Source organism: Paucibacter sp. M5-1 (assembly GCF_027498415.2).
Classification (GTDB): Bacteria; Pseudomonadota; Gammaproteobacteria; order Burkholderiales; family Burkholderiaceae_C; genus Roseateles_E.
This window is the reverse complement of sequence record NZ_JAPZLM020000001.1, coordinates 4,385,413-4,398,280: the sequence shown is the minus strand read 5'-3', so window position 1 is coordinate 4,398,280 and position 12,868 is coordinate 4,385,413. Positions and strand designations below refer to the sequence as shown.

Below are 12,868 nucleotides of genomic sequence, written 5' to 3'. Positions count from 1 at the left end.
CGCAAGGTCGGTGTCGTCCACCCCGGTCTGCCTTGTTCAAAAAACTTTTGGGACGGCATGTCGAATTGTCTAGCCTTGCCTCGTCGTGGGAATGTAGCCAACCACCACCTCAAGGAGAGACGAGATGCGATTCATGGTTTTGATCAAGGCCGACAAGAACAGCGAAGCCGGCCAGATGCCCAGCGAGCAGCTGCTGACCGAAATGGGCAATTTCAACGAAGCGCTGGTCAAGGCCGGCGTGCTGCTGTCCGGCGAGGGTCTGCACCCCAGCAGCAAGGGCGCGCGGGTGCGCTTCTCGGGCACAGAGCGCTCGGTGATCGACGGGCCGTTCGCCGAGACCGAGGAGCTGGTCGCCGGCTTCTGGATCTGGCAGGTCAAGTCGCGCGAGGAAGCCATCGAATGGGCCAAGCGCTGCCCCACGCCGATGGGCGAGAACAGCGAGATCGAGCTGCGCCAGATCTTCGAGGCCGAGGATTTCGGCGCCGAGTACACGCCGGAGCTGCGCGCGCAGGAAGACCGGCTGCGCGCCGAGCTGGCCGCGCCCAAGATCGAGCCGGTGCCCGAATCGCGCGGCGCGATTCCCTATCTGGTGATACGCGGCGCGGCCGACGCGATTGGCTTCTACCAGCAGGTGCTCGGTGCCAGCGTGGTGTTCCGGCTCGATGCGCCGGACGGCAAGCCCATGCATGCCGAGCTGAGCGTCGGCCCGGCCCGCTTCATGCTGACCGAGGAGCGGCCCGAGTACCAGGCGCTGAGCCCCCTGTCGGTGGGCGGCACCGGCAGCAGCGTGGTGGCCTATGTGCCCGATGTCGATGCGGCGGTGGCACGGGCGCTGGCGGCCGGCGCCACCCTGGTCATGCCGGTGGCCGACCAGTTCTGGGGCGACCGCAGCGGCAGCATCACCGACCCCTTCGGCCACCAGTGGATGATCTCCACCCACATCGAGGATCCGACGCCGGAGCAGGTCCGGCAGCGGGCTCAGGCCATGTTCGAGGGTGGCACCAAGCCCTGCTGAGCGTCGCGGCTGTTTTGTTGCAGCCGGCTCAGCAGCCGGCGGGCACTCAGCTCCGAGGCTATCGCCAGCTCCAGCGGCGACTGCGACAGGCCCGAGCGCTCGTAATGCAGGTTCTCGTACAGCTGGGCCGCCGCCGGGCTGGCGCGCAGCACTGCCAGCAGCGCGTCGCCCGGCAGATCGTCGGCGTCTATCAGCGCCTGCACGGTCTGCACCAGCTTGCGGTACTGCGCGGCGCCGACCAGGGCGGGGTTGGCGTCGACGCGCTCCAGCAGCTGCGTCATCGCGATCAGGTTCTCGATACGGCTTGTGGCGATGGCCATGGATGGGACCTCGTAGGGCTGGGCGGCGAGTCGTCGCCCTGACAAGGCTCAGATGGCAGCGCGGCGACGTTTTTCAAGATGGGGCGGAGTGCTGGCTTGAAGGCGAGCTCAACGCTCACTGGGCGAATTCAATCGGTCAGCGCACCCACGCCGCCAACTCAGGGTCCAGCGGGTCGAGTGTCGGCGAGGAGCGAAGCTCATGCTTTGGGCCGGCATAGGCCTCGAAGCAGCGCTCATGGGTGGCAAGCGACAGCGGGCCGCTGCGCGCGTAGTAGTCGGCAACCCAGGACAGCAGAAACCCAAGCTTGGCATCCTGCTCCTGCCGCGATGCGTACTTGTGCGGCTCCCACGGCCGCGCGCGGCAGTTGGCCAGGCAGGCCTCCAGGCCCGGGTTCAGGAAGACAAGCCTGGGCCTGAACTCCAGCGCCGCCTCGATCAGCGTCGTGTAGCAGCCCTCGACCAGCCAGTTCGGATGGCCGCGACAGAAGGCACGGACCTCGGCGCGCGCCAGCGCTTCCGGGCGCGGCACCGCGATCTGCCCAGGCTCCCAGGCTACGGTGTCCAGATCAAGGCAGGGCATACCGCCAGCGGCGGCCAGCGCCGCAGCCAGCGTGGACTTGCCGGAGCCGGAGTTACCGAGGATGGCGATGGGCATGGGTTTTAGGTTTGACTGCTGCCGACCGGTCAGCGCAGCCGGGGCGAGGCCCCTCAACCCTGATAGGTCGCGTCACTGTGCGGCGCCGCGATGAACGCGGGCAGCCGTTCGGCCGCCGCCGAATAGGCCGTCAGCAAGGGGAAGTCCGCCGCTGGCGCCAGCTCGGGCACCAGCTCGCGGGTGAAGTGCCAGACCACGGCCGTGGTCAGCCCGGCTTGATCCATCGCCGAGGCGGGTGCGGGCAGCGGCTGGCGGGCCAGCTCGGCCTCCAGCGCGCCATAGGCGGCCCGCGCCTGAGCCTGGATGCGCTCGACCCAGGGTGCGTGCTGCTTCTCGCTCGGGCGCAACGCACGCTCGTAGACGATCTGCACGGTCTTCTCGCAGCCCGCCAGCGCCAGGCCGATCAGGCGCAGCGCATGGCGGCGCGCGGCCAGCTCGGCGGGCATCAGGCTGAGCCCCGGAGCGGCCATGGCTTCGGCGTAGTCGAGGATCAGGCCGGAATCCATCAGCACCGTGCCGTCATCGCAGACCAGGCTGGGCGCCTTGACCACCGGATTGATGGCGCTGAATTCCGCGAAGCCGCGAAACACCGAGATCGAGCGATGCGTGAACGGCAGGCCCAGCAACTGCAGCGAAATGGCGACCCGCCGCACATAGGGCGAGTCCAGCATGCCGATCAATTCCATCATGCGTCTCCAGCAAACACAGGACGCTCAGTTTAGGCGGCCTTCGCGCTTGCCAAGCGCAGCAATGGGGACACGCCCGCTACCATCTCGCCGAGCCTATCCATCCAGTGACCATGTCCGGAGCCGCCGATGCAAGCCCAAAGCCGCAAGCCCGACATCAGCCCGTCGAAACCGCTGGGGCTGCTGCGCCTGGGCCTGGCGCTGCTCACGCTGGGCGCCATCGCCTGGCAGTTGCGAATAGGCCTGAGCCTGGGCATGGACCTGGTCAACTTCTTCAGCTACTTCACCAATCTGTCCAATCTGCTGGCGGCCAGCGTGCTGCTGGTGCTGGCGCTGGACGAGTTGCTGAACGGTGGCCGCCTGGCGACACGGCCGGGCTGGCAAGGGCTGCGTGCCCGCTCCATCGCCAATATGCTGGTGGTGGGCTTGGTGTTCGCGGTGCTGCTGCGCGATGTGGATCTGGGCGCATTGCGGCCCTGGATCAACTTCGTGCTGCACACATTGATGCCTTGCGCACTGCTGCTGGACTGGTGGCTGCGGCCACCGACCGCCGACCACGGCCTGGCGGTCAGCGCGAGATCGCTGGGTCTGACCCTGCTGTTCCCGGCCCTCTATCTGAGCTATGTGATGCTGCGCGGCTCGGCCACCGGCTGGTACCCCTACCCCTTCCTGCGACCCGATCAGGCCGGTGGCGGACTGGCCGTGAGCGCCTACGCGCTGGGTATCGCGGTGAGCTTTGTGGTGGCTCATCTGGTCTTGCGGGCCGTGGCGGGTTGGCGGCGGCGTGGCGATGCTTGAGCTGAAAGTTCAGGGGGTAGGTTTTGAGGAGGGATGCACTACATGCATTTGTTCATGTATGAGCAAGTAAAGGCGAGCCCCAGGAAAAAGCCTACGAACATGCCACCAAAGACGGCGAGAAACAGACTGACCAAACCTATCGCAGAGAGCCTTGGCCAGGGACCGATGAACCACCAGGCCACGGCAACTGAGGCCGCAGGCCACGCAAAGACCCAGACAGATTCCGGCCAGAAGACGGAATACCAGAAGCCACTCCCAGATTCAAACCACGCTCTAGAAGCAATGTACCAAGCCGCTGGAAGCGCTACGGACAAGCATGCCAGTAGAGCAAGCCTGGAAATCGATGCGTTGAGTTGCCGATTCGGGACTTGCGAGCTCAAGTTCGTGACCCATGCTTTCATGTACAGACTGAAGATGAAAGAAACTCCCCAGCCCAGACTACTCCGGGGTCAAGTCTTGCCTCCAAGTTTCTCCAAGCTTATCCGGCAACCGCCTCACCCCACCTTCTTCGCCGCCCCCAGATAGGTCTCAATGACCCGCGGATCGCGCGCCAGTTCGGCGGCCGGGCCTTCGAGCCCGATCTCGCCGGTTTCCAGCACGTAGCCGTAGTCGGCCACTTCCAGCGCGGCGCGGGCGTTCTGCTCGATCAAGAGGATGGAGACGCCGGTGTCGCGCAGGCGCGCGACGATGCGGAAGATCTCCTTGACGATCAGCGGGGCCAGGCCCAGGCTGGGCTCGTCCAGCATCAGCACCTTGGGTTGGGCCATCAGCGCGCGGCCGACGGCCAGCATCTGGCGTTCGCCGCCCGACAGCGTGCCGGCCAGTTGCTCGCGGCGCTCCTTCAGGCGCGGGAACAGTTCGAACACCTTCTCCAGGCCCTCGCGCCAATCCCGCTGACCCAGGCGCATCGGGCGGAAGCCGCCCAGCACCAGATTGTCCTCGACGCTCATCGTCGTGAACAGCTCGCGCTTCTCGGGCACCAGGGCCAGGCCCTTCATGACCCGCTCCTCCAGGCCCAGCGTCGAGATGTCCTCGCCGTCGAACAAGACCTGACCCTTGGCGGGCAGCACGCCCATCAGCGCGTTCAGCGTGGTGCTCTTGCCGGCGCCGTTGGGGCCGATCACGGTGACGACCGAACCCTGGGGCAGGCGCAGGTTCAGCCCGCTCAGCACCTCGGCGCGGCCGTAGCCGGCGTGCAGGTTGGTGATGTTCAGCAAATCGTTGGCCATCTCAATGCTCCGTTCCCAGATACGCCGCGCGCACTGCGGGGCTGGCCTGCACCTCGTCGGGGGTGCCCTCGATCAGCTTGGTGCCGAACTCCATCACGACGATGCGATCGGTCAGCCCCATCACGAACTCCATATCGTGCTCCACCAGCAGGATGCTCATGCCCTCGCGCTTGAGCTGGCGCAGCACCTCGCCCAGCGCCTGCTTCTCCTTGTGGCGCAGGCCGGCGGCCGGCTCGTCGAGCAGCAGCAAAGCCGGGTCGGTGCACAGCGCGCGGGCGATCTCCATCAGGCGCTGCGGGCCCAGCGCCAGATTGCCGGCCAGCTCGTGCATCTGGCCGGCCATGCCGATGCGGCTCAGCTGCGCCTCGGCCTCCTTGAACAGGCGGCGCTCCTCGTCGCGGTCCAGACGCAGCATCGCGCGCGCCGCGCCACTGCTGCTGCGCAGATAGCCGCCCAGCGCGACGTTCTCCAGCACCGTCATGTCGGCAATCATCTTGACGTGCTGGAAGGTGCGCGACATGCCGCGCCGCGCGATCTCGCGCGAGGCCTGGCCGCCGATGGCCTGGCCCCGGAAGCTCACGCCGCCGCTGGTCAGCGACAGCACGCCGGTGATTAGATTGAAGGTGGTGGACTTGCCGGCACCGTTCGGGCCGATCAGGCCGACGATCTCTCCGGCCCGTATCTGGAAGCTCACATCGTTGACGGCGACCAGGCCGCCGAACTGCTTGCGCACCTTGTCGACATCGAGCAGCAGCTCGCCCGCCTGCGGCTTGGGCCGTGCGGCCAGCGGGGCGGCGTCGGCCCAGTCACGCTCGCGCTCGGCGGCCGGCAGCCAGCGCGTGGCAAAGCCGGTCACATAGGGCCACAAGCCCTTGGGCGCGTACTTCAGCATCAGCACCAGCACCACGCCCAGCACGATGATCTCGAAGTTGCCGCTGCTGCCCAGCAGGGCCGGCAGCACTTCCTTCAGCTGGTCCTCGATGATCTTGACGATGCCGGCGCCGATGAAAGCACCCCAGACCGTGCCGACCCCGCCGACCACGGCCATGAACAAATACTCGATGCCCATCTTCAGCGCGAAGGGGCTGGGGTTCACGGTGCGCTGGAAATGCGCGAACAGCCAGCCCGAGACGGCGGCCAGCAGCGCCGCGATCACGAAGATCTGGACCTTGTAGCGAAAGGTCGAGACGCCCATGGCCTCGGCCATCGTCGTCGCGCCATTGAGCGCGCGGATCGCGCGGCCGGGCCGCGAATCCAGCAGATTACGCACCGCCAGCGCGGCCAGGATGGCGAAGGCCCAGATCAGGAAATAGATCGCCCGGCCCTCGCGCAGGCTCCAGCCGAACAGCTCCAGCGCCGGCAGGCCCTGGATGCCGTCGTACTTGCCGAGGAACTCCATATTGCCCATCAGGTAGTTCAGGCTCAGCGCCCAGGCAATCGTCGCCAGCGGCAGGTAGTGGCCCGACATGCGCAGGGTCAGCAGGGCCAGCACCAGGGCCACGACGACCGTGACGCCCAGGGCCACGAGCAGGGCCAGCCAGGGCGAAGTGGCGTAGACGGTGCTCAGCACCGCCGTCGTGTAGGCGCCCAGGCCGACAAAGGCCGCCTGGCCGAAGGAGGTCAGCCCGCCCACCCCGGTCAGCAGCACCAGGCCCAGCGCCACCAGCGCGAACAGGCCGATGTAGTTCATCTGCGTGATCCAGTACTCGGGCACCGGCAGCAGGGGCAGGACGATCAGCAGGGCCAGGCCCGCCAGCGGGAGGAGTTTGCGCGCTTGCATCGTGGGGCTCACTTCTTCTTCATTCTTCGTCTTTGTGCGGATCGCGCAGCGAGCGCCACAGCAGCACCGGCAGGATGGAGGTGAACACGATCACCTCCTTGAAGGCGCTGGCCCAGAAGGAGCTGAACGATTCCAGCAGGCCCACCAGCAGCGCGCCGACCGCCGCGGCCGGATAGCTGGCCAGGCCGGCGAACACCGCCGCAACAAAGCCCTTCAAGCCGATCAGGAAGCCGCTGTCGTAGTTGATCGTCGTCGTCGTGCTGATCAAGAGGCCAGACAGCGCGCCGATGAAGGCCGCCATCAGAAAGGACAGCTGGCCGGCGCTGGTGCTGGAGATGCCCATCAGCCGCGCACCCAGGCGGTTCACCGCCGTGGCCCGCAAGGCCTTGCCGTAGAGGCTGTGCTCGAAGAACAGCCACAGCAGCACGATCAGCGAGGCCGCACTCATGATGATGATCAGGGTCTGGCCCGACAAGGTCAGCGGGCCCAGCTCGAAGCTGGCATCCCAGAAGCTCGGGTTGGTCGAGCCCTCGGGGCCGAAGAACACCAGGCCCAGGCCGGTCAGCGCGAAGTGCACGCCCACCGAGACGATCAGCAGCACCAGCACCGAGGCATCGGCCAGCGACTGGTAGGCCAGGCGGTAGACCAGCGGGCCCATCGGCGTCACGATGGCCAGGGTCAGCAGCGCCTGCCAGCCCAGCGCCAGCTTCTGCGGCGCGGCCCAGAGCGCGAACAGCGCAATCGCCACCGGCAGCGCCGCCGCGCGCAGCACCGCCAGCAGCAGCCTGGCCGCCGGCTTGCCGGCGCGCAGGCCGGCCACCAGGTCCAGCAGCGCCACCGCCAGCGCCATGGCCAGCAGGAACCAGATCGTGCCGGGCGTGTGGCCCAGCTGCAGACCGGCCATCGTCAGCGCGCCATAGGCGACGAACTCGCCCTGCGGGATGAAGATGATGCGGGTGACCGCAAAAACCAGCACCGTGGCCAAGGCAAGGAGCGCGTAGATCGCCCCGTTGGTCACTCCGTCCAGCATCAGGATGCTTGCAATCGTGAAGTCCATCAACACACCACCTGCGCCCGGGCTGGGCTGTCTCGGCGCACTCTAAACAAAAACCCCTAGTGGAGTCCTAGTGCGAGGCCGCATTGACAAATGGCAAACTTTCGTCCGACCAGTCGGTCGAAATTACTTTTACCCTGCTGGCCACTGTGTCAAAAGTGGGCAGCGTCCTGCCCGCACCGCGTGCAAACAAGGCCCCAAGCCGGGGCGATTGGTGCTTACCCCAGCACCATGCTGGGACATCGGGCGATCAGCGCCCTAGACTCGCGCCTTCCCGAAGCCGCAACAGAAAAGCCTCACCATGCCCGCCCACAGCCCCCTGCTGAAGATCGATGGCCCCCTCGCCCGCATCACGCTGCGCCGCCCCCAGGTCGCCAACCGGCTGGAGCTGATCGATCTGCAGACCCTGCGCGAACAGCTGCGCCAGATCAATGCCGACCCGGCGATCCGCGTGCTGCTGCTCGATGCCCAGGGCCGGCACTTCTGCAGCGGCTTCAATATCGCTGCGGTGCCCGGCGTCGATGCCGGTGCGCTGTTCGAGGCGCTCAGCAATGACTGGGAGGCCGCCCGCCCGATCACCATTGCCGCGATCCAGGGTGGCATCTACGGCGGCGCCACCGATCTGGCCCTGGCCTGCGACTTCCGCCTGGGCGTGCGCAGCAGCGAGATGTTCGTGCCGGCAGCGCGGCTGGGCCTGCACTTCTATCGCGGCGGCTTGCAGCGCTATGTCTCGCGTCTGGGCCTGCAGGTCGCCAAGCGCGTGTTGCTGGCCGGCCAGACCCTGGATGCCCAGGCCATGCATGACTGCGGCTTTCTCGACGAGCTGCTGGACGACGGCGCGGCCCTGAGCGCCGCCAGCGCCGCGCTGTGCGAACGCCTGCTCGGCATGGCGCCGCTGGCCCTGCTGAGCATGAAGCAACATCTGAACGCGATCGCCGAGGGCCGCCTCGACGCCGACGCGCTGCGCGCCGATATCGAGCGCGCCAATGCCTCGGCCGACCTGGCCGAGGGCGTCGCCGCCTGGCAGGCCAAGCGCGCACCCCGCTTCAGCGGGAGCTGAGGAGCAGCGACTCCTGCAAGACCTGCTTGCGGTGCGCCAGGCTCTCGGCGCGGATCGCCTGCTCGCGCCGGCGCAGCGCCATCAGCTCATCGACCGCCTGATGGTGCAGGCCCTGGGCCGCATAGACCTGGGCGGCCAGCTCATGGCCGCGCACCGCCAGGCTCTCGCTCTCGACCAGGGTGGCGATTGCAATCATCTCGTTGGCCGCCTGGCTGGCCTCCTCCCACTGGCCGGCCGCCCAGGCGATCTCGCTGCGCAACCACATCACGGTGGCATGCAACCAGGGCGAGTAGCGCAGCTGGCGCACCCGCTCGAAGCTGCGCTGCAGATGGCGCCGTGCCGGCTCCAGCCGGCCCGACCAGCAGGCCGCGAAACCCTCCAGCCACTCGGCGATCAGCATCGCGATCACCGGCGATGCGCCGTTGAGCATTGCGCCCTGGCGCAGCGGCCCGAGCGCACGCGCCGGCTCCAGCAGCTGCTCCAAGCGCTCCAGCGAAATCGCCTCGCCCTGCAGATGGCGGCGGCCGAACTGTCGGAACAGCTCGCTGGTGCAGCGGTTACCCAGCGGCTGCCAGCGAGCGGTGAGGTCATCGCCCAGGCCCACCGCGAGCGCACAGGTGCGTTCGAAGGCGGCGTCGGCCGCGTCGAAATCGGCGTTCCACATCAGCGCGACGGCCAGATAGTTGTGGCTGAGCACGCGCAGGCGCAGATCGCCGCTGCGATCGGCCAGCGCGGTGCTGCGCAGCGCCACCTCCAAGGCCTCCTCGCCATGGCCCAGGGTGCTGCAGGCATTGGCGTTCAGCGCCAGCGCGCGGGCTTCGCCGGCCTCGTCGGCGGCGCGCCGGAACAGCTGGGCGGCACTGCGGCTGCTGCGCCAGGCCTGGCGCACATTCGAGCCCATCAGCTCGGCCTGGGCCATCAGCAGCACCGCAGCGGCCTCGCCGCGCAGATCGGCGCTGCGCCGCGTCAGCTGCTGGGCGCGCTCTCCCAGGGCCTGGGCCTCGCGCAAACGCCCCTCGGACAGATGGCGCTGGGCCTGGGCCAGGCAGTCGCTGGCGGTCGGGCCGGTGGTCGTGGCGGGAGCATCGTCGGGGGCGGCCATCGGCGCGATTCTAGGCAGCCGCCACCGCGCCGATACCGTGCTTTCCCGACTCTTCACCGGAGGGCCCGCACATGATGGAAAATAGCGCCCTCAGGGCGTGACGGCCAGATCGACGAAAATAGCGGCTTGCCGCCCGCCGTCGCGAGCATTCCTTTCTCTTACTACCCAGGACCAGCGTGGCCAAGGACAGTACTAAAACGACCATCGAAGCAGATGGTCTGCGTTACCGCTCTAAAGCACCGGGCTCGCCGTTTGCGGCGACCTCCTCCTTCGGCGCGGCCACCATGTCGTGCTTTCTGTGCGGCAAGCACCGCCCTCGGGCGATGCTGAAATCCAAGAAGCTCCTCGGCAAGTCGCAGCCGGTCTGCGCGCCCAGCTGCAAGGAACTGGACGAGCAACTCAGCAAGGGCTGAGCCCCGCGCTCACGCCGTCAGCCGGAAGCAGCGCCCGCAGACCGCCCGGTAGCGGGCGTTGCCGCCGATCTCGACCTGCGCGCCCTCGGTGATGCGGCGGTTCTCGGCGTCGAGCCGCGCATTCATCGTCGCCTTGCGACCGCAGTCGCAAATCGTCTTCATCTCGTCCATCTCGTCGGCCAGCGCCAGCAGCGCCGCCGAACCGCTGAACAGCTCGCCGCGGAAATCGGTCCGCAAGCCGTAGCAGATCACCGGCACATTGTGGACATGGGCCAACTCGTGCAGGGCCCAGACCTGGGCCTTGGCGAGGAACTGCGCCTCATCGACCAGCAGACAGGCCACGCCCGGCTGCGCCGCGTTCTCGGCCAGGAAGTCGGTCTCGGCGCCGAACAGCTCGGCCGCGCGCTGCGGCCCCAGCCGCGAGGTCACGAAACCCCGCCCGTAGCGGTCATCCACCTGCGAGGTGAAGATGCGCACGCGGTGGCCGCGCTCCTCGTAGTTGTGCGCCACCTGCAGCAGCGCGGTGGACTTGCCGGCGTTCATCGCCGCATATCGGAAAAACAGTTTGGCCATGACTCTCGCATTCTGGGAGCGCCGATTGTCCCGAAATCCGCCCAGGCACCGCCGCCAATCGCACAGATATTGGTGGTTTATGACATCACCCCTGGGCAAGCGAGGTAGCCGCCGGGCTCGCCGGGCCCTACTATGTGCTGGAGGGTTGTGAGAAGTCAGAGGTAATCAAGCCAGGATCCACCATGGACCTGGCCGGCTTGGAGCGGGCCACCACAGATGAGCAAAGACACCTACACCAGCGTCAGCGACAACGGGCTGCGCTATGAGTCCAAACTGGGCGGTTCGCCCTTCCTCGGCAGCGGTCATACACGCTCCTGCTTCAAATGCGGCAAACACCGCCCGCCCAGCAGCCTGCAATCCAAGCGTGTGCTGGGCCGCACCGAGCTGGTCTGCAAACCGGCCTGCGTCAAACCCAAAGATGACACGGCCTGAGACTTTTTGACGGCCGCGCCGCCCCGGCGCTGCGCCGGCGGCGCCTATCATCAGCGTCCACTTCGCCGACTCTTTTGCCCATGGCCGCGCCGGACCCTGCCCTGTATGCCTTGCTGCGCTCGACGCAGGCCGCCTACACGGCCGAGAACTGGGAGCAATGCCGTCAGCTGGCCGCGGAGCTGCTGAGCCACGCTACGGCCGCCGCCGACCTGCCGGCCGAGGCGCAGGCCCATGTCTGGCTGGCCCATGCAGCCCAGCGCCAGGGTGAGCACAACCTCGCCGCCGCCCATGCCGTCAGCGCGCTGACCTTGAGCCAGGGCCTGGACGACGCGCAGCTGCAGGCGCGCGCCCGGATCGCGGCGGCACGGGTCAGCTGGAGCGTCGGCGACAACAACCAGGCCCTGGTCGATCTCGAAGAGGCGATGCGCTCGCTGGCCCAGGGCGGCGATAGCGAGCTGCTGTTCGACGCCCACAACCAGCTGGGCATCGTCTATGGCGAGCTGGGCAATGACGAGGCCTCGATCGCGTGGCATCAGCGCGCGATGGCCCTGGCCGAGCACAGCGGCGTGCCACGCATGCGCGCGATTTCGCGCACCAATCTGGCCGGGCGCGAGCTCGAGCATGGCGAGACCCTGCTGAACAAACAGCAGACCGAGGCCGCGCGGGCCGCGCTGGAACGCTCGCTGGTGCTCAATGAGCAGGCCTTGCAGATTGCCGTCGCGGCCGGCATGCAGCATGTGCAGGTGGTGATACGCAGCAACCAGGGCTCCGCGCTGGCCTTGCTGGGCCGGCAGCAGCAGGCCATCGAGGCCTTCGAGCTGCAGCAGCAGCTGGCGGCCGCGCGCAAGGACCAGGCCGGCAAGGTGCAGCGGGCCCAGTATCTGGCGCGCATGTACCGCGAGGCCGGCGAGCTGACGCTGGCGCGCCGGCTTGCCGCCGAGGGCCTGGAGATCGGCGAGGCGGCCGGCGCCAAGAATCAGCTGGTGAGCTTGTACGAGCTGGCCTCGGCGATGGCCGAGCAGCAGCAGGAGTTCGCCGAGGCGCTGCGGCTTTACAAGCGCTTTCATGCGCTGCGTGGCGAAATGGCGCTGGACAGCGCTCAGCAGCGCGCCCGCGTGCTGTCGGTGCGGCTGGAGACCGAGCGCGCGCTGGCCGAGGCCGCGACGGCGCGCCAGAACGCCCAGGCCTTGCTGCAGGCCAATCAGGAGCTGACGCAGCGGGCCGAGGCCCTGGGCCGCGACGCGATGGAAGACGCGCTGACCGGCCTGGCGAACCGGCGCCGCCTCGATGCCTATCTGAACCTGCGCCACGAAGCCGCGCGCCGTGCCGGCAGTGCGCTGTGCGTGGCCCTGATCGACCTCGACCATTTCAAGCGGGTCAACGATGCCTTCTCGCACAGCATCGGCGATCAGGTGCTGCGCCAGCTGAGCCGGCTGTTGCAGGCGCACTGCCGCAGCCAGGACCTGGCCGCCCGCTATGGCGGCGAGGAATTCCTGATCGCGCTGGACGGGGTCGGCCTGGACGATGCCGTGCTGATCTGCGAGCGTCTGCGCCAGGCCATCGCCAACCATGACTGGGCCCTGATCGCACCCGGGCTGGCGGTCACGGCCAGTCTGGGCGTCTGCGATATCGCCCAGCATCCGCAGTGGAGCGCCGGCATGAAGCAGGCCGACACCCTGCTCTACCAGGCCAAGCAAAGTGGTCGCAACCGCGTTTGCGCCTGAGCGGCCGCGCAGCAGGCACAATCCAGC

Annotated in this window: 14 protein-coding genes and 1 pseudogene; 7 read left to right on the top strand and 8 right to left on the bottom strand. The window is 67.8% G+C overall.

Features of this window, described 5'->3' with window-relative positions; genetic code table 11:
* Window positions 1–124: 124 nt before the first annotated feature.
* A pseudogene (locus tag O5M90_RS20875) lies at window positions 125–538 on the top strand (YciI family protein); the annotation flags it as partial.
* Window positions 539–556: 18 nt separating this feature from the next.
* Window positions 557–1,015: a VOC family protein gene (locus O5M90_RS20870; protein ID WP_440402521.1), complete on the top strand. Its 459-nt coding sequence runs from the start codon at window positions 557–559 to the stop codon at window positions 1,013–1,015.
* Here the strand turns inward: O5M90_RS20870 and O5M90_RS20865 are convergent.
* The 3 genes from O5M90_RS20865 to O5M90_RS20855 form a co-directional block, all read right to left on the bottom strand.
* The gene (locus tag O5M90_RS20865) at window positions 979–1,335 is read right to left on the bottom strand and encodes a hypothetical protein (RefSeq protein WP_137944695.1); all 357 of its coding nucleotides are present in this window, start codon (window positions 1,333–1,335) and stop codon (window positions 979–981) included. The genes O5M90_RS20870 and O5M90_RS20865 overlap by 37 nt on opposite strands.
* Window positions 1,336–1,471: 136 nt before the next feature.
* Complete coding sequence (locus O5M90_RS20860) at window positions 1,472–1,990, bottom strand: hypothetical protein (protein ID WP_269838219.1); 519 nt, start codon at window positions 1,988–1,990, stop codon at window positions 1,472–1,474.
* A gap of 53 nt (window positions 1,991–2,043) precedes the next feature.
* Window positions 2,044–2,676, bottom strand: a complete 633-nt coding sequence (locus O5M90_RS20855) for a glutathione S-transferase family protein (RefSeq protein WP_262972383.1) — start codon at window positions 2,674–2,676, stop codon at window positions 2,044–2,046.
* 129 nt (window positions 2,677–2,805) lie between these two features.
* Here O5M90_RS20855 and O5M90_RS20850 point away from each other — a divergent pair, with 129 nt between their 5' ends.
* Window positions 2,806–3,474, top strand: a complete 669-nt coding sequence (locus O5M90_RS20850; RefSeq protein ID WP_262971548.1) for a Pr6Pr family membrane protein — start codon at window positions 2,806–2,808, stop codon at window positions 3,472–3,474.
* A 494-nt stretch (window positions 3,475–3,968) separates the two neighbouring features.
* Here O5M90_RS20850 and O5M90_RS20845 read toward each other — a convergent pair whose 3' ends face one another.
* The 3 genes from O5M90_RS20845 to O5M90_RS20835 are packed head-to-tail and all read right to left on the bottom strand — an operon-like array spanning window position 3,969 to window position 7,540.
* Window positions 3,969–4,703, bottom strand: coding sequence for an ABC transporter ATP-binding protein (locus O5M90_RS20845; protein WP_269838220.1), 735 nt, complete (start codon window positions 4,701–4,703; stop codon window positions 3,969–3,971).
* Between the two features lies 1 nt (window position 4,704).
* Complete coding sequence (locus tag O5M90_RS20840; RefSeq protein WP_137944702.1) at window positions 4,705–6,483, bottom strand: branched-chain amino acid ABC transporter ATP-binding protein/permease; 1,779 nt, start codon at window positions 6,481–6,483, stop codon at window positions 4,705–4,707.
* A gap of 19 nt (window positions 6,484–6,502) precedes the next feature.
* Window positions 6,503–7,540 carry a branched-chain amino acid ABC transporter permease gene (locus tag O5M90_RS20835; protein WP_137944703.1) on the bottom strand — a complete coding sequence of 346 codons (1,038 nt, stop codon included), beginning with the start codon at window positions 7,538–7,540 and terminating at the stop codon, window positions 6,503–6,505.
* A 298-nt stretch (window positions 7,541–7,838) separates the two neighbouring features.
* On the opposite strand from O5M90_RS20835, the gene O5M90_RS20830 reads away from it, so the two are divergent.
* A complete protein-coding gene (locus O5M90_RS20830; protein WP_269838221.1) occupies window positions 7,839–8,597 on the top strand; it encodes an enoyl-CoA hydratase/isomerase family protein in 759 nt (252 codons plus the stop codon).
* Here the strand turns inward: O5M90_RS20830 and O5M90_RS20825 are convergent.
* Window positions 8,584–9,699, bottom strand: a complete 1,116-nt coding sequence (locus O5M90_RS20825) for a hypothetical protein (RefSeq protein WP_262971551.1) — start codon at window positions 9,697–9,699, stop codon at window positions 8,584–8,586. The two genes, O5M90_RS20830 and O5M90_RS20825, sit on opposite strands and share 14 nt — an antisense overlap.
* Before the next feature lie 176 nt (window positions 9,700–9,875).
* On the opposite strand from O5M90_RS20825, the gene O5M90_RS20820 reads away from it, so the two are divergent.
* The gene (locus O5M90_RS20820; RefSeq protein ID WP_102766008.1) at window positions 9,876–10,112 is read left to right on the top strand and encodes a hypothetical protein; all 237 of its coding nucleotides are present in this window, start codon (window positions 9,876–9,878) and stop codon (window positions 10,110–10,112) included.
* Window positions 10,113–10,121: 9 nt separating this feature from the next.
* Here the strand turns inward: O5M90_RS20820 and O5M90_RS20815 are convergent, their stop codons facing one another.
* Window positions 10,122–10,685 (bottom strand): thymidine kinase, encoded by a 564-nt coding sequence (locus O5M90_RS20815; protein ID WP_262971552.1) that lies wholly within the window; start codon window positions 10,683–10,685, stop codon window positions 10,122–10,124.
* Between the two features lie 216 nt (window positions 10,686–10,901).
* On the opposite strand from O5M90_RS20815, the gene O5M90_RS20810 reads away from it, so the two are divergent.
* Together O5M90_RS20810 and O5M90_RS20805 are read left to right on the top strand one after the other, a co-directional pair.
* On the top strand, window positions 10,902–11,117 hold the full coding sequence (locus O5M90_RS20810; RefSeq protein WP_137944707.1) for a hypothetical protein: 216 nt from the start codon (window positions 10,902–10,904) through the stop codon (window positions 11,115–11,117).
* 80 nt (window positions 11,118–11,197) lie between these two features.
* Window positions 11,198–12,841: a diguanylate cyclase gene (locus tag O5M90_RS20805; protein ID WP_269838222.1), complete on the top strand. Its 1,644-nt coding sequence runs from the start codon at window positions 11,198–11,200 to the stop codon at window positions 12,839–12,841.
* Window positions 12,842–12,868 lie beyond the last annotated feature (27 nt).